The organism is Pseudoalteromonas sp. T1lg65 (genome assembly GCF_051930985.1).
Classification (GTDB): domain Bacteria; phylum Pseudomonadota; class Gammaproteobacteria; order Enterobacterales; family Alteromonadaceae; genus Pseudoalteromonas.
The window spans coordinates 2,794,185-2,817,500 of sequence record NZ_CP196837.1; the positions used below are offsets into that span (position 1 = coordinate 2,794,185).

The following is a 23,316-nucleotide window of genomic DNA, read 5'->3' on the forward strand; positions in this document are numbered from 1 at the left end:
CAAATCACTGTGATTATATCCATATAACTAAGCTCAGGCGAATACTATGCTCTCAGAAAACCTAAAAAAGACCATACGGCAAGCCCATCAAAACATTGCCAGTCAATTAGAAGGTTTTCGCCCTCGCCCATCACAAAATTACTTAGTTGCTGAAATTGCCAAAACGTTATCCGGTGAATACCATCGCACACAGCGGATCTGCGTAATTGAGGCAGGCACTGGCACCGGTAAATCACTTGCCTATTTATTAGGTGCACTTCCCTTAGCGCTGAGTAATAAAAAAAAGCTGGTGATTTCTACAGCCACCGTAGCCTTACAAGAACAGCTTATTGAGAAAGAACTACCTTTTTTGAAAGAGCACAGTAAGCTTGATTTCAAATTTGACTTAGTTAAAGGCCGACAACGCTACATTTGCGTACAAAAACTGATGGCTGCAATCAGTGATGACGACATGCAAATGTCTTTAATGCCGACCACCAGCTCACCGTTAAGTGACATGGAGCAAAAGTGCTTGAAAGATCTTGCGCTTGCCTATCAAGACAAACGCTGGCGAGGTGATAGAGACAGCTGGGCAGATACCATTCCTGACAAAGTCTGGAATCTGATTGCTTGTGATAAACACGCTTGTCAAAGACAAATGAAATCTCACCATTTGTGTCCTTTTCATTTAGCAAGGCAAAAAGTCCTACAGATGGATGTGTTGGTGATCAACCACGCACTGCTATTGGCTGATTTAGAACTCGGCGGAGGCACGATACTTCCAGAGCCTGAAGATACTTACTACGTGATCGATGAAGCACACCACTTGCCACATATTACACGCGACTTTTCATCCGCAGCGGCAACCATTAAAGGCACCATAGAGTGGCTCGAAAAATTACTCAAATTTAGCGGGAAAATGGCTAACACTGTGGTTTCTCAAAAAGCCATTGGACAAAACTTTAAGCTCAACGATGCAGCCAATGATACAGCCAAATATCTCAGAGCGGTGCGTGATATTCTCGATCAGGCTGGATTTGATTTTAACAGCGACGACACCTATCGATTTGCCCACGGCGAAGTACCAGAAACGCTCACGGTCAAAGCTAAGGACATTGCCGATGCAACCAAAGATGCATTACGCGCTTTGACTAAAATGCATGACGCACTGACCTTAGATGTCTCAGATGGCGATGTACAAGCTTTTATCGCTGATCCCATTTTGGTAGAGAGCGGTCAATATATCAATCGATTAGAGCAACTCAATAAGTTATGGTTTAGTTATGCTACCAAAGGTGACAGCACCCCACATGCTCGCTGGATAAAACGTTTGGAATACAAAAATCATCACGACCACTTGCTCTGTGACTGCCCAATCGAAGTCGGTTTCTATTTAAAGGATAACTTATGGCGAGAATGCGCGGGCGCTATTTTGTGCTCTGCAACACTCAGTGCATTAGGTACCTTTGACCACTTTGCCCATGAAAGTGGGCTCGCTAAGGAGCCCGGCGTTAAATACATTAAAGCGGATTCACCATTTGATTATCCAAATCAAGCAATACTGCACCTACCAAAAACCGCAAAAGATCCATCAGATAAAGACTTTAGTGACTATTTAGCGACAGCCTTACCTACGTATATTGCGAAGAACAAAGCTAATTTAGTGCTATTCGCATCCTACTGGCAGATGAACCATGTGGTTGAAAAGCTCAGGGCACAGAAGTACGACATTTTGGTACAAGGGGAGCTTTCTCGTGAGGCCCTTATCAATCGTCACAAAGCCAATATTGATTTAGGCAGAGGCAGTATTTTATTTGGCACTCAAAGCTTATCTGAAGGTCTTGATCTTCCTGGCAAGTATTTAGAAAACCTCATAATTACCAAGATCCCTTTCGCGGTTCCAACCTCTCCTGTTGAAGAAGCTCAAGCTGAATTTGTGCAAAGTAAAGGGGGTAATCCATTTTTATCCATCACTGTTCCCGATGCAGCAAAGAAATTGGTGCAAAGCTGTGGTAGACTGCTGCGTAAAGAAACCGATACTGGGCGCATCACTTTGCTAGACCGTCGCCTAATAACCAAGCGCTACGGTAAAGCCATGTTGGATACCCTACCGCCCTATCAAAGACAAATAGACTAATATGTTTGAATTAGCTTTAGAACCAACGACTTGGGGGTTGCTGTGTCTTGTTGCACTGGCAGCGGGGTTTATTGACGCGGTTGCAGGCGGCGGTGGCATGTTAACCGTTCCCGCGTTACTTACTGCCGGGTTACCACCGCACTTAACTTTGGGTACAAACAAATTAGCCGCTAGCTTTGGTTCATTAATTGCGGGTTTCACTTACTATAAGAAGCAACTTTTTAACCCTCGGTTCTGGGCAGCCTCCATTGTGGCGACAGCAATTGGTGCAACGATAGGCACCCTACTCGTTGATACTCTCAGTATTGAAGCCTTAAACAAATTATTGCCACTTATTATTATCGCTGTTGCGCTGTATAGCCTATTTGGCAAACTCAACCCAACAGAGAGTACAACTCTGCCAGAGAAGTCACCATCTTTCAGAGCAAAACAATGGCTGCAAGGATTATCTTTAGGTTTTTTTGATGGCTTAGCAGGTCCTGGCACTGGCACCTTTTGGACAGCATCCAACAGCATACTCTATAAAATAAACTTGCTACTCAATTGTGGCCTTGCTAGGTCAATGAATTTTGTATCTAACTTTATTTCACTCATCACCTTTGTTGCATTGGGCCATGTCAACTTTTTACTGGGTGTAACAATGGGGGCATTTTTAATGCTGGGCGCTTGGTTAGGTGCTCACTCTGCTATCAAATTTGGCAGTAAATTGATCAAGCCACTGTTTAATACGGTGGTGATTGTTCTGGCAGGCAAACTTGTCATTGAGGCTTATTTATCATGAATACAGCGTTATCACGCTTACAACAGCAAATTACGCGCATTAAGCAACATGCTAAAGAGTTCGATAACGCCAAATGGTTCGATAAAAATCGCTATATGCAGAACCAACCAAGTCTGTTTGACCTCAATGTTTTTCGCACCAAAAGCTTAAAGCTTATCGACTATGTTGAGGAAATTGAACAAGAAATAAAGCATTTGCCCGACCAATCAAAACGCCACGCCTATGCCTTTGCGGTTGACCGGATCGGCCGGCAAATAGAAGCCATTATTAGAGTGTTAAAGTCAACGCCAGTGTGGGCAAAAGAGAACAAGTTCACTCCGTCTAAAAAGCCAAAGGCCTATCAAAAAGCCGTAAAAAAAATCATGCAATCTTCCCATGAGTTATATCAAGAGCTTTCTCAAAATCATGAATTCGAGCGACGTCTACAAGAAATGATAGATCTGAGAAAAATGCAACTCGATGCCGCTCAGGCAGACCACGCAACAAAGATTAACGCTGAAATCTTAGCGCTCCACGCAAGACTTGGCCGCTGCCGTAAAGCCATCTCTGCTACTGAGCAAAAAATACAGGATTTAGAGAAAGCCCAAAACCGCTAATGTTTTTATATCACCCATCTTACAGCCAGCTAGCTTTACCCGAGAAACACCGATTTCCAATCAAAAAATACCAACAAATCCACGAGTTTTTACTTGAAACGCGCCACAGCACTCAACTAATCACAGCGGATAGTCCAATTGCGACCCCGCAACTGGCACTATGTCATGAGTCGGATTATATCCATCGTTTTATCTCTGGGACGTTATCAAATAAGGAAATCAAAAAGATGGGGTTTCCTTGGAGTGAGCAACTTGTACAAAGAACCTTGATGTCTGTTGGCGCTAGCCTTCAAGCTGCAAAACTCGCATTAAGAACCGGTGTTGCCGCAAACCTTAGCGGTGGCTATCACCATGCACATGCTAATTTCGGTAGTGGTTTTTGTATTTTTAATGATTTTGCTGTGGTCGCAGCTTCACTCATAGAAGCGCAGTTAGCCGATCGTGTGTTGATTTTTGATTGCGATGTCCACCAAGGAGATGGTACCGCGTCAATCCTTCACAACAGAGACGATATCATTACTTGTTCGGTACACTGTGAACAGAACTTTCCTAGAAATAAACCGCTCTCTAACTTTGACTTTTCTCTTCCAGCAGGCAGTAAAGATAAGCTCTACCTCGAAACAGTTAGCGAAGCATTACACCTATGTGTGAGACTTCACCAACCGGATATCGTACTCTACAACGCAGGTGCTGATATTTGTGAGGAGGATGAGTTAGGACTACTGTCCGTTTCACTTGCAGGCGTTAAACAACGCGATCACTTGGTTTTTTCACATTGCTTTGAGCAACAAATTCCTCTTTGTTTCGCCCTTGGTGGCGGCTATCAGCGAGATATAAATAAGTTAGTCTGCGTACACAAACAAACCTTTTTTGCTTTGTTCGATAACCTGCCAATTTTGGTATAAAATCAAAGAGACCGTTTTGGGAGACGACCATGAAGCTGCACGATGATATTCATAATTATTACGAAAAACTCGTCGTAGAACAAATTGTTGAGCGTAAGCTTGATGTACTTTACGACGAAGATGTCATGGCTGATTTTTGCTGTACAGTGCTAAATCAACTACCTGCTAGATATATCCGTTACGACGTCGATATGGAATTCTATTTACCTCAACATGAACGCGCCAAAATGGACCACGATGTCAGTGTTGCCATTGATGTCGCTATCACTCAAATTTCTAAGAAAAAGCAGTTTAAAAATGACCACACCACTGAATGAAGCACCTAACCACATTAAACTAGCCGTCGATTTGATTATGCTTCTCGAACAGCATGACATCGCACCAGAGGAAGTGCTGCAAGCGCTGGAAATAGTGAAGACCGATTATCAAAAAAAACTAACAACAAACATTAACAACTAATATACAAATACGTCATAATGGCTCGGTAGAGTTTTCGCTCTAGTCAATTACCCATGAGGATACCCATTATGACTTTAAAAGGATTAGCTGGCTTCGTAATAGCAGCTACAAGTTTTACTAGCATTTGTAATGCAAACGACTTTCAAGCCCTAGATGAGGCTTTACCCCCATTTTATGTTATTAACGGCACCGAACCCGTTTTTGATTTTGACGGTGATGGCTGTTTACCCAGTGCAGGGATCAGCCGCACAGGCCAACAGAACTCTGGACTAAAAACCTCTGGTAGTCTCGGAGGTAGTTGTCGAGATAACTCCTTTTTACAAACTTCCAATACCCTGCATCGGTACGCCTGTAAAGACACGGATCAAGGACAGTTTTGTGCTCACTTTTATGCTTTATACTTTAAAAAGGATCAGCTATTTCCTTACTTTGGTGGTGGGCATCGACATGATTGGGAATATGCCGCAGTGTGGACAAAAGATGGTTTAGTCACCCATGGAAGTTACAGTGCACATGGCGATCTATACAGCAAACCTGCAAATGAATTGCCATTTGAAGGAGGCCATTTAAAAATTGTCTACCATAAAGATGGCATTTTGACACACGCTATGCGATTTGCTAAATCCAACGAAGTTGCCGAGAACGCCTATGGACGATTTGTCACACCGCCAATTATCAGTTGGTATGAAATGACTGGCGATGCTCTAACTAATCAAGCGTTAAGAGATAGGTTGAACAGCTATGATTATGGCTCGGCGACCATTCCGCTCAAGGATAGCCGATTTTTAACCAACATAAACCGCTTTAAGCCCTCTGGCTATCCCACATTTGACACGTCCGATTTATAAGTATAGTGACCTCGTGGCAGTCCATTGATTGCCACAAAGTAATCTAAGATCCCACCATTCGCTCCCAAGTCGACGCTGCTAAAACCGAAAAAATCGTTACAAGTTATTGCTAAAATGCAATTAAACGACGAAATCTGTCAATTAATCGCTATAGTCAGTAAGAAGTGAAATTTAAGCTCTAGCAGTTTCTTTATAGGGCAATACAATGTTGAAAAAAGCAGCAGGAATTAGATCATGAATTTGACGCGCAGTTCGCTAAAAAACCCCGCGAGCGTTATTGTCATTTTGGTATTAATTATCTTGTTTGGCGCATTAAGTATTTTTAAATTGCCGATCCAATTAACACCTGACATTGAACAACCGCAGATCACGATTGCCTCTGGTTGGCGTCAAGCCGCCCCAGAAGAAATTGAGTCGGTGATAATCGAGCCATTAGAAAATGCAGTAAAAAACACCCCTGGCGCGCTTGAAGTCAATACCAATATAAATCGTGGCAACGGCTCAATCACACTGACATTTGCTGTTGGCTCCGATATGCAGCAAGCCATGCTAGATGTATTGACTAATCTTAATAAAGCGCCACCACTGCCTTTAGATGCGAGTGATCCAGTGGTATTTGCTGGCGGCGGCGGCGATCAAGCTGCAACACTACTTGTCACACCACGTAACTACACCGCGAATAACCTCGACTTCGATATGGCTCAATTCCAAAAACAAATTGATGAATATATTGAGCCCAGATTTGCTCGTATCCCGGGCGTCGCTAATGTGGACTTAGCCAGTGAACGCGCGAAAGAGCTACGAATAACTTTTGATCCACACAAAGCGGCGGCATTGGGTATCAGCCTAAACCAAATCAGCAATGTGATTTCCGCGTCACGCGATACTTCTGGTGGTCTGGCTAGTGTGGGTAGACGTCAATACACGGTAAGGTTCACAGGACAATACGATCTCGATACTATGCTGCAAATGCGTGTCGGCTATTCAGGCGACAGACCTATCTCCTTGGGTGATATTGCCACTGTAGAGCGTACATTTTCCGACCGTTTTGGCATGAGCGGTCGTAATGGCAAACCAGCTTATTATATTCGCATCGCCAGAACCAACGAAGCAAATACCGTTGCGTTGCTGGATGAAATCAATATTGCAATTAAAGAGCTAAACGATGGGGTGCTTGCCGACCATGACTTGTCTATTGAGTTAAGCTTTGACGCCTCTGTTCATATCAGGAATGCGTTATTGCTGGTAAAAAGCAACTTAGGCCTAGGAGTGTTGCTATCTTTGATTATTTTATGGTTGTTTTTCCGAGGCTGGAAAACCACCTTTGTCATCGCCGCGACTATTCCTATATCTTTGATGGTCGCTTTTTTGGCACTCGGCGCATTCGACCGAAGTCTTAATGTGATTTCGCTTGCGGGCCTCGCTTTTGCGGTAGGCTTGGTATTGGACGCTGCGATCATAGTGCAAGAAAATATTGCCAGATTAAAAACTGAAGGCCTCGAAAATAAAAAAGCGGCGCTCAAAGGAGCAGCACAGGTTACCGGCGCACTGTTTGCTTCAACCACCACCAGTGTCGCAATCTTTTTGCCCATTTTGTTTATGGCTGGTATCGAAGGACAATTGTTTTCAGATTTGGCGCTCACATTGTCTATTGCTGTTGTGGCCTCGATGATCTGTGCCATCACCCTGATCCCTTTGGCAAATCACCTTTGGCCAGACCAACAACCAAGCAAAGATCCATACAAAGTATATTGGCTAAAATTAACCAATTGGATCATGGCGCTCACTAATAGCAGAGTCAAGCAGCTCACTTGGATTGGCTTGTTGCTTGGAGGTTCTGTACTGGCAACACTGACTATGTTACCTAAAACTGACTTTATGCCCCGTGCACCAACTGATGGCTTTTTCTTCTCGTTAATTACTCCACCTGGCGGCAACGTCAATTATATGGAGGAGGAACTATTACTACGGGTTAAAAAGCGTTTGATGCCCTATTACCTCAAACAAAAGCAACCTGCGATAAAAGACTTCAATTTTTACGCTTTTGGCTCCAATGCAGGCGGTTTTATTTATGCCAATGATCCGCAGCGCGTAGAAGAGCTAATGAAGGTCGCTAAAGAGGAACTGTTTGTGGACTTACCGGACACCCAAGTTTTTTTCTTCCGAGGTTCAATGATCCAAGTCGCCAACGGTGGAGACGGTCGTAACATTAGCATAGACCTGACCGGGCCGGATATGGACTCGCTCATTGACAGTGCGCGAGTGGCTATCGCCGCGGTCAAAGAATCTCTGCCAGAAGCGACAGCACAACCGCAACCTCGACTTGACATGGCGGAGCCAGAACTTAGATTAATCCCTAATGACAGACGCATTACCCAAGCCGGCTTAACCCGCCGTGAAGTCGCTCAGGCGGTACAGGCTTATACCGGAGGCTTGTTCATTAATGAATATTTTGATGGTAATGAGCGCATGAATGTGATTTTACGAAGCACACCGTGGAGTACACCAGAGGAGTTGGCTGAATTACCCATCGTTACGCCAGCAGCTGGGATCCAAACTGTGGGTGAACTTGCACAAATCCAGCGCACCGTCGGTCCTACTCAACTACGCAGAGTAAATGGTCGCAGAACCGTAAGTGTGGTGGTTACTCCACCAGCAGACATGAGCTTACAACAAGTGCAAACTATTTTATCCGAGCAGGTTATGCCAAAAGTCAGAGACTCTTTACCTGCCAGTGCAGGTGCTATTCTTGCGGGTAATGCTCAGAAAATGAATTCAGCGGTGCAAGAAATGACCATAAATTTTGCACTCGCCCTGTTTATTTTGTTCTTACTTATGACCGCGCTGTTTAAATCGGCTAAAGACAGCGCCCTTGTGTTACTTGTTATGCCTCTCGCGGTAGCAGGTGGCGTATTAGCGTTGGCGATTTTAAACCTGTTCACCTTCCAATCTCTCGATCTACTGACCATGATTGGATTTATCATTTTACTTGGTTTGGTGGTGAATAACGCGATTTTATTGGTTGACCAAACCAGAGTGGCACAAGCTGAGGGGGTTTCTCGGACTGACGCAGTTCGACAGGCGGTCTTACTCAGGGCACGCCCCGTATACCTCAGTACATTGACCAGTTTATTTGGCATGTTACCGCTGATGTTAATGCCAGGTGTTGGTTCTGAAATATACCGTGGACTTGCTACCGTGATTGTGGGAGGAATGGCCATCAGCGCCTTGTTTACCTTACTGTTGATGCCCAGCTTGTTACAACTAGGGAAACAAACACCTCCCCAATCCAAAAGTACCAGTAAACAAGCTGAAGCGAAGCTTAGCCTAGTCGCCAACCAGTAGAGAAATCAATAATGCAAATATCTAAAATACTAATTTCGTTATGTTACATCGCTTACCTGTTATTTTCGGCTAACGTTAGCGCCAGCACACCGGTGACGGTTAGCGAAGTGATTAACGCGTCATTGCAAAATGAAATTACCGTCAACGGGACACTGTATGGTAAAAAAGATGTGACGTTAACTGCAGGGATCAGTGCAAGATTGATATTCGTTGCTGAACCAGGTCAACTGGTCGATGAGGGAGATGTTTTAGTCAAAATGGATACCCTACCGCTCGAACTTGCTCGTTTAAGACAGCAAGAGATGTTGAAACGCGCCAAGGTCAACCTTACGCTATACCAACAAGAACTCAAGCGCTTGACAGCTTTGGCTAAAACCAACAGCGCAGCCGCAAGCCAAGTTGATACTGTACAAAATCAGCATGACTTAGCTCTATCGGATATTCGTTTAGCAGAACTTGAAATTCAGGTAATTGACGACCAGCTTAACCGCGCTACGATCCGAGCACCTTTTTCAGGAGTAGTAAGCAAGCGCTTTAAACGTGCAGGACGAGAAATCAACCGCTCAGACGAGCTAATCACACTAGCCGATATCCATAACCTTGAGGTCCGCCTTTACGTACCGGTTAAATACCTGAAGTATTTATCAAAAGGGACTGAGCTTGCGGTTGCAAGCGGCAGTATCAGCTTCCCAGACACCACATCGGCCATCGTAACAGCGGTCATTCCAACCACTGATCCACGTTCGCAAACGGTCGAAGTCAGAGCGAGCATGCCAGATTCACAAGCTAATAGTTGGGCTATCGGTCAACTTATTGATGTAAAAGTGCCTCTAAAATCCAAAGATCTCGCTTTACTTATTGATAGGGATGCCCTTATCCTACGCAAAACAGGTACACACATCGTAAAAGTTGATGATAACAGTGTTGCCACTATCGTTCCTGTGGCTGTGGGAAAAGGTCATGGTCGATTAGTCGAAGTAACCGCTCTCGATAAAGCACAATTAAAAGCCGGAGACAAAGTAGCGACGAGAGGGGCGGAATCGCTGCGTACAGGACAATCTGTCGACGTACAATAGCAGGTATAATCAGTTACTAGCCCAATGAGCCTAACCATGGATGGACTGGCTCATTTTTTCTTATCGACTACAAAACCCATAGCAAAATCGTTAAACTAGCGGTTCTAAACGATGGGGGCTGTATGAAACGCACAAAACTTGTAAACCAACTCACTGAACTTCTAAAACCATTCCAAATTAGTGACTATTGCCCAAATGGCCTTCAAGTTGAGGGGAAAGAAGAAATCAAAAAAATCGTCACTGGTGTCACCGCAAGTCAGGCACTTATTGACGCTGCTGTAGAAAAACAAGCAGATGCGATTTTGGTACACCACGGTTATTTTTGGAAAGGCGAAGATCAGTGTGTGACTGGCATGAAAAAGCGCCGTTTACAAAAGCTGCTAGAACATGACATCAACCTTCTTGCATATCACTTGCCGTTGGATGTACACCCTGAACTAGGTAACAATGCACAATTAGGAAAACTGCTCGATTTAACTTACGAACGTCCACTTGAACCTTGGAATAAGAATTGTGTTGCAGTTAAGGGACGTCTGGCTCAGCCAATGTCGGCAGAGGCATTTGCACAACGACTAGAAGAGAAGCTTAACCGCAAACCATTAGTCAATACTGCTGGTTCGCACCTTATCGAAACGATAGCTTGGTGTACTGGCGGTGGCCAAAACTTTATTGACTTGGCAGCTAGCCAGGGCATTGATGCATATTTGACTGGCGAAGCTTCTGAGCAAACTATTCACTCTTCTAATGAACAACAAATTCATTTTTTTGCAGCAGGCCACCACGCCACAGAGCGTTACGGGGCAAAAGCGCTTGGCGAATATCTCGCAGAGCAATACCAGTTAGACGTTGAATTTATTGATATCGACAATCCGGTTTAACCTCGATGGCAAGCAAAAAACATCAACCTAAACCACAACCTGCTGATAGAAACTTCAGTGACATCGCGGATAAGTTTAAACGCAATATCTATGGCACCAGCAAAGGTAAAATCCGCGAAGCTGTGCTTAAGCGGGACCTACTTGAACAGCTGTCATGGTTGACCGCAACCAGTGGCAAATCTGTTCTAGACGTTGGTGGTGGGCAGGGACAGTTAGCACTCTATTTAGCGTCTCTAGGTCACCATGTGATATTAATGGATATCTCCAAAGAGATGCTGGATATTGCTCGTGAACGCGCAAAACAGCAGGGTCTATTGGAGTTGGTCACATTCATCCATGCCCCATTACAAGATTTAGCCCAATTACAGCTGGGGCAATTTGATTTAGTACTTTGCCATGCCGTATTGGAATGGCTTGTCGATCAACGGGAAGCGGTCGAATTGCTTGCAAAACAAATAGCATCTCATGGCGTACTGTCACTGATGTACTTCAACCAAGAAGCACACCTGATGGCGAATATGGTTTACGGGAATTTTGATTATGTAAACAAAGGCTTAAAGGTCAAACAAAAGGTAGGGTTAAGTCCAAATAAGCCAATATCCAATGAATCGATGAGCCATTGGCTAAATGCTATTGACCTTCAAGTCGTACAAAAAACGGGCGTCCGTTGCTTTCATGACTACTTGCGAGAGCTGGATAAGGCTGAATCACAATTTGAAGCGTTACTCGCTTTGGAGCTGAAATTTAACCGTCAGGAACCGTATGCATCGCTTGGACGTTATACTCATTTGCTATGTAGTAAGATTTAATATTTACTAAGGCGCCACTGCGTCACCTTGCTGTGACGCAGATGTGTGCCGTTTGGCATTAAAGCCGTAACAGCTCGAACCAGCTCCAAAGTGTGGGATCTCACAAACGCATTATTCATCTTTAATCACTGGCAACTCTGCTTCCATCCATGCATTCATATCTCCGGTTAAATGCATCAACTTAAAGCCTTCCGGTTCTAACGATTTAATAAAAATGCCTGCTCGTCTGCCTGAGCGACAGTACACAACCAGTTGTTTATCTTTATGTCTGTCAACTAACTCGCGATTTTTCACAATACGATTGTAAGGAATATTGATCGCGCCTTTGATATGTCCCTCGGAAAATTCCTGTGGTGTTCTTACGTCAACAATAACGTATGGGGAGTCGGACATCTGATTAATAAGTAATTCTTGTTGTGAAATAGATTGTTTTGCATGGACTTGCATGCAAAACAATAAAATTATGACCCCTAAACTGCGAAAAGCTTGAATCATTCTGAGTTCTCCCGTTTGTATAAACCATCAAAGATCAGTTGGGTTTCTCCCAAATGGTTAGTTGTTTGCCACACCTGTCTCACTGTACCATCGGCGTTTTTATTCCACGTAATAACATCTGTGACTAGTTCACCTGTTTTAGTTATACGGCTACCTTGCAACACCATTTTTGCATCGATAAACTGACCTTCAAGACTTAATAGCAGTCCCGTATTATCCGTCCAAGTCTGATGCCATACACCTCGACTCTGATCGAATATATTAATACTTTTACCTTCGAAGCCAGATGCTGTTTTGTAATGTTCCTCTATTACACAGCCATCCAACGATTGAATAATACGATTCACACCAGCCAATTGATCATTAGTACGAAATACTTGCCAGTGACCTAACCAGAAATCAAATTGACGATGTTCAGCACTGTCGCAACTAGTCGCATAGACTGCGTAACAGGGTATAAAAGTCACGGTAATTAATACAAGTATTTTGATATTCAAGCAATTATCTCTTTACCTTTCACTCTATCAGCATAGTCAAGTTGCGCCAATTCAACAGTAATTAAGACAAATCTATTGCAAAGCCTGTGCTCCGCTAAAACCAAGTTCTATTCCAAGGTCCGTATACCAAGATAACTTAATGATTCGAAGTCGATTTCTGAATGCCATTTACATCGGTTTATAAAAGACATGGAAGATATAAAACCAATGTACCTAAAATAGAGTAGACTGCGCGACTGAATTTCCAATGCACTAGATAGTTTAAAGTAGTACGCATGATGATAAATTGGCTTCGCGCTTTTGTTATTTACACATTCATTTACTGCACAACCGTAACGTTAGTCTATGCCTCTGTTCAACAAATACACAATCCAGACAAGTACAGTGTGATCGTCGAGCTTGAAGGGCCTATGCAGCTTGAGTCTATTACCAAACTCAATGGCATACAACGACAAGCACATGTGCAGTCGGTTGCAAGAACACAAAAGCAGTTTATTTCATTGATGCAGGCGCAAAAAATCCCCGTTACAGTGTCAGCGACCTTTTCTCATGCCTTTAACGGCTTTTCGTTGGATATCAACCCTACTGATATTAGTCACATTAGGCTCTTACCGATGGTGAAAAAGGTACACATAGTCGCAGATAAGCACCTGCCCCCTTATCAACATTGGCAAAACTTTACTACTCAACCCACATCCAATCACAACAGTCTATTACGAGGTAAAGACATCACCATCGCCGTATTAGACTCAGGTATCGATTACAGTCACCCTGATTTAGGAGGCTGCTTTGGAAACGGCTGTAAAGTACGCGGTGGTTATAACTTTCTCGACGGCCATGCAGATCCCATGGATAGCCTTGGTCATGGTACTCATGTTGCGGGCATAATTGCTGCAAATGGAGTTATGCAGGGCGTGGCTCCTGAAGCCGAGCTATTAGCCTATAAGGTCTGTCATCAAACTTGCCCAGTTACTGCTATTTTACAGGCCTTAGAGCATGCGCTAGACCCAGATGGTGACCCTGCAACCGACGACGGTGCTGATATCATTAATATGAGCCTAAGCGGTTCAGGTGACATAGATGACCCTGTGACTGTTGCTGTTAACAATATCGTTAAGCGTGGAATAACGGTGATTGTCGCTGCCGGAAATGAGGGCAAACTTGGCCCACAAAGCATAGGTAGCCCTGCGAATGCTGAACTGGCTATCACGGTTGGAGCGGTAAATCATCGCTCAATTCCTTCAGATTTTAGTTCTCAGGGGCCGGTATTTTCACGTCTATTTCAAAAGCCCGACATTTCAGCTCTTGGTACTAATGTAAAGTCGCTACAACTTAAGTCAGGGCAACGGTCAATGTCAGGCACTTCTATGGCTACGCCCTATATCAGCGGTGTAGTCGCATTACTTAAACAACAACATCCGAATTTGTCGCCCAAACAATTGAAGTCTTTGGTTGTCAATAACGCCTCCGGTATTAACTCTACTTATATTCGCTCAGGAAATGGTAAACTTGATGTTGCACGTACATTAGCGAGTAAGCTTGTCGCTTCTGATTCTCAGATCATGCTCGGTAGACTTGATCGAAAAAAGCCTCAATGGCAAGTCAAAAAAAGCATCAAAGTCACCAATATTTCCAATGAGACACTTACTATAAATGCAAAAATAGACCATCAATTCACCACAAACACGTTGTCTTTCAGTCTGCTTAATCCCTCGACAACTCTGTTATCTCCTGGTCAATCGCACACTTACACGGTGGAAGCAAAAGTGTCAGATAAGCTCGAGTATCCAGAGCATTTTATCCATCAAGCAACCTTACAAATTAATTATTCACAACAATCTCTTCGATTGCCTATCTTAGTACTCGATGCAATTGAATATGTTATAAACACACCTGAGCGAGTAAAAGAGTCTTGGCTGTATGAGCACAACAACAATGGCTCTTACACGCAAAAATTTAGCACTCAGTCCAGTTACTTACTTCGACCAGGTTCATACGGGTATTACGCTTGGTATGAGATGGCGAACAAACACGCTATTATTGCCAAAACACTCAATGTGCACGAAGACAGTAATTTAACAGTAAAGACTAGCGATGCGCCTTATAAAGTCGGCATAGATGCTTGGCAAGATCACTTGGGTCACAGCCGAGAGCTCTCTGATTTAGAAGGCTTTGGTGTCTTTTTTGAACTTGCCAATACGGGTTTAAAAAAACGTTGGAGTAAGTTTTTTACACATACCCAAAACCAAGTATTCGTAACCAAGCCAGTTTATGTATCTGCGTTAACTAATAATGATGAATTTAGCTTTTCTTTTATGTATGGAGACAAACGCAGTTCTTTGGCAAATTATCACCTTTATACTTGGGCTCAGAGCATTTCAAAGATTGATAAATCAATGTCAATAGCCCTCGATGGTAGAACAAGTCAAATTCAATTAAATGTTAAACCATCACAATTTCACTTTGATCACTGGTACCTGTTCAATACGCTACACTTGATCCGAGATAACATGCTGATAGAGACTAATACTCGAGGTTTTTCGACATCAGGCCGTGGTTTTAGTTCTAATGACTTGCCACGATCATTTGATTTTTCTAACGAGTTTAAAATACATCTGCATGGAAATCCTAAGCAAATAAGTAAAGTGAGCTTTTTTCAGTTTCAACTTAATGAAAGTAAAGATAAAAACCGCAGTATTTCTACAGCACCGTTTACCTTCGCACAATCAACAAATTTGTCAGACGTTTCACACCAATCTGTGCAGCAAATCAATCTAGATTGGCAAAACTTAATTACGAAAAACACGCAGTCCAACTATGGCACAAGAACAACGTTTATGGATTCACTCATTGATCCTTCTGGTACTAACTACGGAGATTTTATTGAGGATTCTATTTTCGTTTGTGATGATTTAATTGTCGCAAAACGCCATCCAAATACTAATACAGTAAATCATAAAGTCTTCGGTCAGATTCGTGTCACCAATCGCCATCTAGGTTGTGATAGTAGCAAATTAGTCACCGTTGCAGCTTCCCTTGTAGCAGGTGTACCTTCGCTTATTGCAACGACTCAGTACGGTGTTAATGAAACCCTCGAAGAGCCACAAATTGAACTAACCGAGTTAGACTATCAAGCTGCCACTCACGACGTGATTAAGGATACCATTACTGTTGCATTTAAAGTTCTGGTCAAGACAGATAAGCTACCCAAAGTAAGCGTTCAAGCGCAATTTGATCTAGAGGGAAAGTGGACACCAGTAACGTCTTATCCAGCACAAGTATCAGGTATTGAGCAGCAGAAAATATTTCGAGTCACTATCCCCTTCCCCAAATATCATCAACCCTTATTAACCTCGCTGCGGCTTAAATTCATTGCTGAAGAAACATTAAAATCAATATTGCTTGCAGACGCTATCGTACTAGGTGGAACTATTAATGACCTCAAAAGTCAAGACAGTGATTCTGATGGCATAAATGATGCCGTCGACAGGGACTGGGACAACGATGGCATGACTAATGGGTATGAAATTTTAAACCAGCTTGATCCTTACGATCCAGCCGATGCAATGACCGACAATAATCAAAACGGTATAACTAATTTGGTAGAGTTTCAAAATAATGGCTGGAGCCAATATTTAGAGATCACCACCGATAGTGATGCAGACGGTTATGTTGACTTAAGAGATGCATTTCCAGAAGATGCTACAGAGTGGGCTGATTTTGACAATGATGGTGTTGGTAATAACCGAGACACGGACGACGATGATGACAGTTACCTTGATGAAAAAGACGCCTTTCCCTTAGACCCCAATGAATGGCTGGATAGCGACAATGATAGCATTGGTAACAACGCCGATAACGACGATGACAATGATGGTTACCATGACAACCAAGACGCCTTTCCCTTAGACCCCAATGAATGGCTGGATAGCGACAATGACGGCATTGGTAACAACGCCGATAACGACGATGACAATGATGGTTACCATGACAACCAAGATGCCTTTCCGCAAGATTCCAGAGAATGGTTAGATAGCGACAATGATGGTGTTGGTAACAACGCCGATAGCGACGATGACAACGATGGTTACAGTGACAATGAAGATGCTTTCCCTCTAGATGCTACAAAATGGTCTATATCGGCAGGACAAGCTTCTCAGACCAAAACGCCAAGCATCACAAACTCACCCACCTCGAGTGGCGGAAGTTTGATTTCGATAAATTGTTTATTGCTAGGATTAATGTTTTGTAGAAGAAAGTTAACAAGCCGCTATTGATACGAATAGCAGCTTCTCCTATGAGTAACTAGCTCTCTTTATCGAGAGCAAATATTTTGTTCTTTACATTGGTTATACAGATGTTGGTAAAGACCAGGGCTAGTCGCACACGCGGAACCACCACCTACTGAACTACAAAAGCGTATCTGCTCAGCTCGAGCCCAACTTGCACAATCGCAGCCGTAAGACACCGCTGAACCTGAAAGCGAAGCGAACAAAACAGCACTTGCAGCTACTAATGATTTTTTGATTTTCAACATGTTGTTTTCCTTATATGTGGTATGTAATCATTATTTACGCTACCGAGCTGTCCAACAAACATCAATGGATGTTTTTTCAACAAAAACAGTTGTTATTGTTTCACTTATCAAACTAAAACAACCGAAACGCTCGCTCATAACGTACTTCAATTTAAAACAAATGACCTATGCTGACACAGGAAAATAAGAGAAAAGTTTAAATACAGCAGTTAAACAAACGGTTGTTTGTTTGGGTTTTCGTGTCAAAAAAAGCACCAATTTTCACAATAAACACCTATTCCAAAGTTGAATAATTTGCACTTTCTGGCCCTAGCAAACGCTAACGTTCAAAACATCTACCCAAATAAAAACGAAAAACTTGCTTACAAATTATCCGAACATGGGAGCTAACAACTCTTTACTGTCACACTCTCTTGATGAATCATGAGAAATAAATATCAATAAAGTGAAGATGTATGAATCTACAAAAATATGGTGCTATTGCAGCATTCACAGAAGCACTCACCTATATATTTGGGTTTGTGGTGTTTTTTATAATGTTAAATACCTCAGGGATAGATACACCTGAGCAATACCTTGATTACATGCTTGCGAATAGAGATACTTATTATATTGGCTACCTAGTCATCGGGGTGCTGTTTAGCTTTGCTCTTATTGTGCTTGTACAAGCGATAAGTCAACGCTTCAAAGGAGGCTTTCCTGAACTATCAAAGTATACCGCAAGCATTGGTTACTTATGGGCGATCATTGTCTTGGCGAGTAGTTTTATATTTCTCACTAGTTTAAGTGCAGTCGCCAAGTATTATGCAATTGATCCAACTCAAGCACTTATCATTAACCGAACAATTGGAATCGTTGTTGATGCCCTTGGCGGTGGTAATGAATTAGTCGGTGCAGCTTGGGTTTTATTGATAAGTTATATGGGGTTAAAAAGTAAAGTTTATCATTCGCTACTACATTATCTGGGAGTTTTGGTTGGATTAGCGGGGATGTTAACGTTATGTTCTGGATTCTCAACATTGGCAGATAATCCATTTTTCTCAGTCACTACTGATATATTTGGATTAGGTCAAATCGTTTGGTTTATAGCTCTAGGTGTCTGTATGCTGAGAAGCTGATACATGATATGTATACACGACTAACTCGTCAAAATTTCAGCCTTTTTATTAACGGGGCTTGGTAGGTTTGAGATTGGTTCCATAATAAAAAAGGCTAATAAACTGACCGTATCAACCTGGGTGTTACTATACAATAAACATCACTGATGTTGATGGAACCCGTTGTATTTTCTGCCATCAGTTATGTGGGTATAACAAAGTCATATCCAATTGCCTTTGTTATACCCAACGTTTATTTGGAACAAAATTAAGAAGTCTGCATGCTGGGTATGTCGAAATTACCAGTAGAGTCGCCACGTTTATTAAAGCAACAGAGTACATGAACGCTGAAGCTAGTATATTCATCTCTAATACCACTCTATCAACATATCGAGCCATAAGCACCAATGTCATTGCACCAGATAAATAACAAACATATCTAGAATATTTTGCAAATACACATCTCTTGATTATGTGCAACTTAACAATCGATGCAACGTATAAAACTTCATAAAACGCAAAAAATAGGTAATATAACTGTCTTTTCGCGCCTGCATCTATGTCCGCCGATAACAACACCTCGGAGATACCACGCCCTAGAAAGTGAAATAAGAAGCTTAACAACGCTACAATAAGTAGAGAATGTTCAACTTGTTCACGCCAATCATCACTAGGAATACCAAACAGCATTTTTTTTACACTCTGTTTGGCAAAAAATAACAAGGTGATCAGCGCGACAAACTTGCTTGAAATGACTGCCCAATCAATTGCAGTTAAAAGCTCACTCAAGATTCGTTTCCTCTAAGAAACATAAGTAACATGGACACCATTCGCTGCGTTAGTATAATCTTCAGGTACAGCTCTCTGTTGCTGTGTGGCAGTTGTTTCTGGTGGTTCAACACCACCTCCAGCACCTGCACTCCCCCCTCCACCAAAAACATTTTTCAAAACGCTATTTGGAATTGTTTGTTTAACTTTCATTGCTGCTCCTTTTTTGTAAAGAGTGTTCAGTACCGCAGATAGCCTTCGATCCTTTACAATTTTGCAGTATTAATAAAGAAACGTCCCTTTACTACATTACCTATGAGCACTCACTCGTTAACGCAATTATAACACTTTATAGTTTTTAGGAAAACTTTTTTACTCACGTTTATTTCTTCAACTTTGAAATGTATCGCTATAAAGATCAACGTTTACAAGTCATAGAAGGAGAGGAACCCAATTAGCTACATGTCGATGGAATTTCCGTGAAACATATTTGTGATCTAGTTGTTATATATTTTACTTTTTAATATATCCTATAATAAACAGTACATTAGAATAAAATAGGAGTTAAAAAATCAATTATTCTGAAATTTCGTTCAATTGTAGTTTTAGGAGCAAATGCTCAAGATAGTACGACCTATAACGCGGAGCAGACTTTGAACTTTATACCATTTTGAATAATTAACTGGTCAGATTTATCCAGTCCCCCTGTCAGCACATGAGATAAACGCATTCCATGCATCACTTACCTGCTCCAAAATGTCATCGTAGTTTGCAAACGTTCTGTTTGACAGCTTATGTTGTCTGAGCCAACTCCACACTTGTTCTATGGGGTTTAACTCTGGGGAATAAGGCGGCAGCCTGATGATCACTACATTCTCCAAGCCTTTTACCAAACCATCTTTGAAGTGCCAGGCTGCGCGATCCATCACGACCACAGCCATTCTTCCTGGTTGAGTCTTTTGTGATATTTGTTCCAGGTGACAATACATGGCTTCTTTATTCACTAAAGGTGAGATGAGTGCTTCTGTTTCACCAGTCGTCGGACACACTGCGCCAAATAGATAGGCATATTCGAATTGTTGCTGCTTTACGACTCTTGGACGTGAGCCTTTTTCAGCCCAAACTTTTGTTGTCGAAGTTTGCTGACCAAATCGTGCTTCATCCTGAAACCACACATCAATGCGTTCAGGGAGAAGGTGTCCCGGGATGTGAAGGATCGTTTCCAGCTCAAAGTTTTTTAAAAGCTTTCTGGCGAGCTTGATCTCCTTTGGGGTGGATTGACCGACTGCTAATCCATGAGAAGTTTTGCCTTTTCAATAGCCTGTGAACGGCCGACAACTCGTATTTTATGTGAAAAGACTCAGATATATACTGCTGAATATCTTCTAATGTTAGCCGACCACCTTCCGTTCGGTTTATAGAGTCGAGTACAAATGCTTTAAGCTGCTTCAGCTGTGAATTATCAAGTTTGCAAGGGCGGCCCGAGCGAGGTAATTCCTCCAAGCCTTCTAACCCATAGTCGAGATAGTCTTTCACCCATTTATTCACGCTAGTACGGCTGACCTTTAAGTATTCAGCAATCTGATAGCGAGATTTACCTTCAAAGAAATGAGCTAGTGCGAGCATGCGCACTTTCTTTCTTGGATCTTTAGTCTGTTTGGAGAGCTTAATAAATTCAGAGGGCAGCAAAATCACTACCACTTCGATGATAATTGGATTTTGACATTAGATCATAAATTTAATCAATTTGGTATTACCACCATATTCACCTGAATTAGATCCAATAGAACAAGTTTGGAGTTGGCTCCGTCAGCACTGTTTATCCAATCGTACATTTAAGGGTTATGAAGATATTGTTGAGCAAGTTTCAAAAGCATGGAACAAATTCATTTCAGTTCCTGAGAGAGTGAGAAAGATATGCTCAAGAGACTGGATAAAATTGACTTAATCTTTATGCAGATTGGTATTAGCTAAAAAGCAAAAAACCCGTCGCATTGCTGCAACGGGTTTCTCTTATAAGGCCCTGGCGATGTTCTACTTTCACATGGCAGCTGCCACACTATCATCGACGCTGTTTTGTTTCACTTCTGAGTTCGGCATGGGGTCAGGTGGTTCCAAAACGCTATGTTCACCAGGAAATTCTGTTCATCAACAAGCATACGCTCATCGATATAAAATCTGGAAAGCTTAATTAAATTCTTCGTCTACTTCAGTTTCATTAACTTCTGTCGCTTAAACCACTTTGGCGTTGTATGGTTAAGCCTCACGGGTAATTAGTACGAGTTAGCTTAATGGCTCACACCACTTCCACATCTCGCCTATCAACGTTGTAGTCTTCAACGGCCCTTTAGTGGAGTCGAACTCCAAGTGAGAACTCATCTCGAGGCTCGCTTCCCGCTTAGATGCTTTCAGCGGTTATCGATTCCGAACGTAGCTACCGGGCAATGCAATTGGCATCACAACCCGAACACCAGCGGTTCGTCCACTCCGGTCCTCTCGTACTAGGAGCAGCCCCTCTCAATTCTCAAACGCCCACGGCAGATAGGGACCGAACTGTCTCACGACGTTCTAAACCCAGCTCGCGTACCACTTTAAATGGCGAACAGCCATACCCTTGGGACCGACTTCAGCCCCAGGATGTGATGAGCCGACATCGAGGTGCCAAACACCGCCGTCGATATGAACTCTTGGGCGGTATCAGCCTGTTATCCCCGGAGTACCTTTTATCCGTTGAGCGATGGCCCTTCCATTCAGAACCACCGGATCACTATGACCTACTTTCGTACCTGCTCGACGTGTCTGTCTCGCAGTTAAGCTTGCTTCTACCATTACACTAACCGTACGATGTCCGACCGTACTTAGCAAACCTTCGTGCTCCTCCGTTACTCTTTGGGAGGAGACCGCCCCAGTCAAACTACCCACCAGGCACTGTCCTCAACCCCGATTAGGGGCCTAAGTTAGAACATCAACACTACAAGGGTGGTATTTCAAGGTCGGCTCCACAGAAACTAGCGTCTCTGCTTCAAAGCCTCCCACCTATCCTACACATGTAGGGTCAATGTTCAGTGCCAAGCTGTAGTAAAGGTTCACGGGGTCTTTCCGTCTAGCCGCGGGTACACAGCATCTTCACTGCGATTTCAATTTCACTGAGTCTCGGGTGGAGACAGCGTGGCCATGGTTACACCATTCGTGCAGGTCGGAACTTACCCGACAAGGAATTTCGCTACCTTAGGACCGTTATAGTTACGGCCGCCGTTTACCGGGGCTTCGATCAAGAGCTTCGCATACGCTAACCCCATCAATTAACCTTCCGGCACCGGGCAGGTGTCACACCGTATACGTCATCTTACGATTTTGCACAGTGCTGTGTTTTTAATAAACAGTCCCAGCCACCTGGTCACTGCGGCTCTCGTCTGCTTACGGAGCAAGTCCTTCACAAACAAGAGCGTACCTTCTCCCGAAGTTACGGTACAATTTTGCCTAGTTCCTTCACCCGAGTTCTCTCAAGCGCCTTAGTATTCTCTACCTGACCACCTGTGTCGGTTTAGGGTACGATTCAGTATGAACTGAAGCTTAGAGGCTTTTCCTGGAAGTAGGGCATCAACAACTTCGCCACCTTGGTGACTCGTCTCGACTCTCAGCCTTAGCAACCCGGATTTTCCTAAGTCACCAGCCTACAGCCTTTCACATGGACAACCAACGCCATGCTTGCCTAGCCTGCTCCGTCCCCCCATCGCATTCATACCAAGTACGGGAATATTAACCCGTTTCCCATCGACTACGCTCTTCAGCCTCGCCTTAGGGGTCGACTCACCCTACCCTGATTAACATGGGATAGGAACCCTTGGTCTTCCGGCGGAGGAGTTTTTCACTCCTCTTGTCGTTACTCATGTCAGCATTCGCACTTCTGATATGTCCAGCATGCCTCCCGGCACACCTTCAGCCACTTACAGAACGCTCCCCTACCCCGCGAACTAAGTTCGCAGCCGTAGCTTCGGTGGTATGTTTAGCCCCGTTACATCTTCCGCGCAGGCCGACTCGACTAGTGAGCTATTACGCTTTCTTTAAAGGGTGGCTGCTTCTAAGCCAACCTCCTAGCTGTTTTAGCC

At 43.2% G+C, this 23,316-nt stretch carries 19 protein-coding genes, 2 rRNA genes and 1 pseudogene (1 of these 22 cut by a window edge); 14 read left to right on the forward strand and 8 right to left on the reverse strand.

Going from position 1 to position 23,316, the window contains the following annotated elements:
• Positions 1 to 46: 46 nt before the first annotated feature.
• The 11 genes from dinG (at position 47) to ACSLBF_RS12355 (ending at position 11,813) form a co-directional block, all read left to right on the forward strand.
• A complete protein-coding gene (gene dinG, locus ACSLBF_RS12305; protein WP_440053681.1) occupies positions 47 to 2,116 on the forward strand; it encodes an ATP-dependent DNA helicase DinG in 2,070 nt (689 codons plus the stop codon).
• A 1-nt stretch (position 2,117) separates the two neighbouring features.
• Positions 2,118 to 2,897 carry a TSUP family transporter gene (locus ACSLBF_RS12310; protein WP_440053682.1) on the forward strand — a complete coding sequence of 260 codons (780 nt, stop codon included), beginning with the start codon at positions 2,118 to 2,120 and terminating at the stop codon, positions 2,895 to 2,897.
• Entirely contained in the window at positions 2,894 to 3,493 is a 600-nt protein-coding gene (locus tag ACSLBF_RS12315) for a primosomal replication protein (RefSeq protein ID WP_440053683.1), read from the forward strand. Before ACSLBF_RS12310 ends, ACSLBF_RS12315 begins: the two co-directional genes overlap by 4 nt.
• Positions 3,493 to 4,398, forward strand: a complete 906-nt coding sequence (locus ACSLBF_RS12320) for a histone deacetylase family protein (protein WP_440053684.1) — start codon at positions 3,493 to 3,495, stop codon at positions 4,396 to 4,398. The genes ACSLBF_RS12315 and ACSLBF_RS12320 overlap by 1 nt, the downstream gene beginning before the upstream one ends.
• 29 nt (positions 4,399 to 4,427) lie before the next feature.
• Positions 4,428 to 4,715 carry a late competence development ComFB family protein gene (locus tag ACSLBF_RS12325; RefSeq protein ID WP_440053685.1) on the forward strand — a complete coding sequence of 96 codons (288 nt, stop codon included), beginning with the start codon at positions 4,428 to 4,430 and terminating at the stop codon, positions 4,713 to 4,715.
• Entirely contained in the window at positions 4,696 to 4,857 is a 162-nt protein-coding gene (rsmS, locus tag ACSLBF_RS12330; RefSeq protein ID WP_440053686.1) for a pleiotropic regulatory protein RsmS, read from the forward strand. Before ACSLBF_RS12325 ends, rsmS begins: the two co-directional genes overlap by 20 nt.
• A gap of 68 nt (positions 4,858 to 4,925) precedes the next feature.
• On the forward strand, positions 4,926 to 5,705 hold the full coding sequence (locus ACSLBF_RS12335) for an NPP1 family protein (protein ID WP_440053687.1): 780 nt from the start codon (positions 4,926 to 4,928) through the stop codon (positions 5,703 to 5,705).
• 234 nt (positions 5,706 to 5,939) lie between these two features.
• Entirely contained in the window at positions 5,940 to 9,050 is a 3,111-nt protein-coding gene (locus ACSLBF_RS12340) for an efflux RND transporter permease subunit (RefSeq protein ID WP_440053688.1), read from the forward strand.
• An 11-nt stretch (positions 9,051 to 9,061) separates the two neighbouring features.
• The gene (locus ACSLBF_RS12345; RefSeq protein ID WP_440053689.1) at positions 9,062 to 10,126 is read left to right on the forward strand and encodes an efflux RND transporter periplasmic adaptor subunit; all 1,065 of its coding nucleotides are present in this window, start codon (positions 9,062 to 9,064) and stop codon (positions 10,124 to 10,126) included.
• 122 nt (positions 10,127 to 10,248) lie between these two features.
• Positions 10,249 to 11,004 (forward strand): Nif3-like dinuclear metal center hexameric protein, encoded by a 756-nt coding sequence (locus ACSLBF_RS12350; protein WP_440053690.1) that lies wholly within the window; start codon positions 10,249 to 10,251, stop codon positions 11,002 to 11,004.
• Between the two features lie 5 nt (positions 11,005 to 11,009).
• Entirely contained in the window at positions 11,010 to 11,813 is an 804-nt protein-coding gene (locus ACSLBF_RS12355) for a methyltransferase domain-containing protein (protein ID WP_440053691.1), read from the forward strand.
• A 111-nt stretch (positions 11,814 to 11,924) separates the two neighbouring features.
• Here ACSLBF_RS12355 and ACSLBF_RS12360 read toward each other — a convergent pair whose 3' ends face one another.
• Complete coding sequence (locus ACSLBF_RS12360) at positions 11,925 to 12,308, reverse strand: rhodanese-like domain-containing protein (RefSeq protein ID WP_440053692.1); 384 nt, start codon at positions 12,306 to 12,308, stop codon at positions 11,925 to 11,927.
• The gene (locus ACSLBF_RS12365; protein ID WP_440053693.1) at positions 12,305 to 12,805 is read right to left on the reverse strand and encodes a hypothetical protein; all 501 of its coding nucleotides are present in this window, start codon (positions 12,803 to 12,805) and stop codon (positions 12,305 to 12,307) included. The genes ACSLBF_RS12360 and ACSLBF_RS12365 overlap by 4 nt, the downstream gene beginning before the upstream one ends.
• Positions 12,806 to 13,080: 275 nt before the next feature.
• Between ACSLBF_RS12365 and ACSLBF_RS12370 the strand changes: the two genes are divergently transcribed.
• Complete coding sequence (locus ACSLBF_RS12370) at positions 13,081 to 17,082, forward strand: S8 family serine peptidase (protein WP_440053694.1); 4,002 nt, start codon at positions 13,081 to 13,083, stop codon at positions 17,080 to 17,082.
• Between the two features lie 38 nt (positions 17,083 to 17,120).
• On the opposite strand, the gene ACSLBF_RS12375 is transcribed toward ACSLBF_RS12370, so the two are convergent.
• Positions 17,121 to 17,342, reverse strand: a complete 222-nt coding sequence (locus tag ACSLBF_RS12375; RefSeq protein WP_440053695.1) for a hypothetical protein — start codon at positions 17,340 to 17,342, stop codon at positions 17,121 to 17,123.
• Between the two features lie 455 nt (positions 17,343 to 17,797).
• On the opposite strand from ACSLBF_RS12375, the gene ACSLBF_RS12380 reads away from it, so the two are divergent.
• Complete coding sequence (locus ACSLBF_RS12380; protein WP_440053696.1) at positions 17,798 to 18,460, forward strand: hypothetical protein; 663 nt, start codon at positions 17,798 to 17,800, stop codon at positions 18,458 to 18,460.
• Positions 18,461 to 18,679: 219 nt separating this feature from the next.
• On the opposite strand, the gene ACSLBF_RS12385 is transcribed toward ACSLBF_RS12380, so the two are convergent.
• The 3 genes from ACSLBF_RS12385 to ACSLBF_RS12395 all read right to left on the reverse strand — a co-directional run bounded on the left by ACSLBF_RS12385 (position 18,680) and on the right by ACSLBF_RS12395 (position 20,896).
• Positions 18,680 to 19,228 (reverse strand): hypothetical protein, encoded by a 549-nt coding sequence (locus tag ACSLBF_RS12385; protein WP_440053697.1) that lies wholly within the window; start codon positions 19,226 to 19,228, stop codon positions 18,680 to 18,682.
• A 12-nt stretch (positions 19,229 to 19,240) separates the two neighbouring features.
• Positions 19,241 to 19,420: a hypothetical protein gene (locus ACSLBF_RS12390; RefSeq protein WP_440053698.1), complete on the reverse strand. Its 180-nt coding sequence runs from the start codon at positions 19,418 to 19,420 to the stop codon at positions 19,241 to 19,243.
• 479 nt (positions 19,421 to 19,899) lie between these two features.
• Positions 19,900 to 20,896, reverse strand: a protein-coding gene (locus ACSLBF_RS12395; protein WP_440056226.1) for an IS630 family transposase whose coding sequence is annotated in 2 segments (ribosomal slippage) — positions 19,900 to 20,439 and positions 20,441 to 20,896 — 996 coding nt in all. Because the reading frame shifts where the segments join, the coding sequence is not laid out codon by codon here.
• 46 nt (positions 20,897 to 20,942) lie between these two features.
• Between ACSLBF_RS12395 and ACSLBF_RS12400 the strand changes: the two are divergent.
• Positions 20,943 to 21,155, forward strand: a pseudogene (locus ACSLBF_RS12400) (transposase); the annotation flags it as partial.
• Positions 21,156 to 21,228: 73 nt separating this feature from the next.
• Here ACSLBF_RS12400 and rrf read toward each other — a convergent pair.
• Positions 21,229 to 21,343, reverse strand: a 5S ribosomal RNA gene (gene rrf / locus ACSLBF_RS12405).
• A gap of 116 nt (positions 21,344 to 21,459) precedes the next feature.
• Positions 21,460 to 23,316 (reverse strand): 23S ribosomal RNA (locus ACSLBF_RS12410) (it continues 1,025 nt past the right edge of the window).

What these genes read in the sequence shown, in the direction of transcription:
- dinG (WP_440053681.1), top strand. Translation starts at nt 47, where the DNA reads ATGCTCTCAGAAAACCTAAAAAAGACCATACGGCAAGCCCATCAAAAC.
- ACSLBF_RS12310 (WP_440053682.1), top strand. Translation starts at nt 2,118, where the DNA reads ATGTTTGAATTAGCTTTAGAACCAACGACTTGGGGGTTGCTGTGTCTT.
- ACSLBF_RS12315 (WP_440053683.1), top strand. Translation starts at nt 2,894, where the DNA reads ATGAATACAGCGTTATCACGCTTACAACAGCAAATTACGCGCATTAAG.
- ACSLBF_RS12320 (WP_440053684.1), top strand. Translation starts at nt 3,493, where the DNA reads ATGTTTTTATATCACCCATCTTACAGCCAGCTAGCTTTACCCGAGAAA.
- ACSLBF_RS12325 (WP_440053685.1), top strand. Translation starts at nt 4,428, where the DNA reads ATGAAGCTGCACGATGATATTCATAATTATTACGAAAAACTCGTCGTA.
- rsmS (WP_440053686.1), top strand. Translation starts at nt 4,696, where the DNA reads ATGACCACACCACTGAATGAAGCACCTAACCACATTAAACTAGCCGTC.
- ACSLBF_RS12335 (WP_440053687.1), top strand. Translation starts at nt 4,926, where the DNA reads ATGACTTTAAAAGGATTAGCTGGCTTCGTAATAGCAGCTACAAGTTTT.
- ACSLBF_RS12340 (WP_440053688.1), top strand. Translation starts at nt 5,940, where the DNA reads ATGAATTTGACGCGCAGTTCGCTAAAAAACCCCGCGAGCGTTATTGTC.
- ACSLBF_RS12345 (WP_440053689.1), top strand. Translation starts at nt 9,062, where the DNA reads ATGCAAATATCTAAAATACTAATTTCGTTATGTTACATCGCTTACCTG.
- ACSLBF_RS12350 (WP_440053690.1), top strand. Translation starts at nt 10,249, where the DNA reads ATGAAACGCACAAAACTTGTAAACCAACTCACTGAACTTCTAAAACCA.
- ACSLBF_RS12355 (WP_440053691.1), top strand. Translation starts at nt 11,010, where the DNA reads ATGGCAAGCAAAAAACATCAACCTAAACCACAACCTGCTGATAGAAAC.
- ACSLBF_RS12360 (WP_440053692.1), bottom strand. Translation starts at nt 12,308, where the DNA reads ATGATTCAAGCTTTTCGCAGTTTAGGGGTCATAATTTTATTGTTTTGC.
- ACSLBF_RS12370 (WP_440053694.1), top strand. Translation starts at nt 13,081, where the DNA reads ATGATGATAAATTGGCTTCGCGCTTTTGTTATTTACACATTCATTTAC.
- ACSLBF_RS12375 (WP_440053695.1), bottom strand. Translation starts at nt 17,342, where the DNA reads ATGTTGAAAATCAAAAAATCATTAGTAGCTGCAAGTGCTGTTTTGTTC.
- ACSLBF_RS12380 (WP_440053696.1), top strand. Translation starts at nt 17,798, where the DNA reads ATGAATCTACAAAAATATGGTGCTATTGCAGCATTCACAGAAGCACTC.
- ACSLBF_RS12390 (WP_440053698.1), bottom strand. Translation starts at nt 19,420, where the DNA reads ATGAAAGTTAAACAAACAATTCCAAATAGCGTTTTGAAAAATGTTTTT.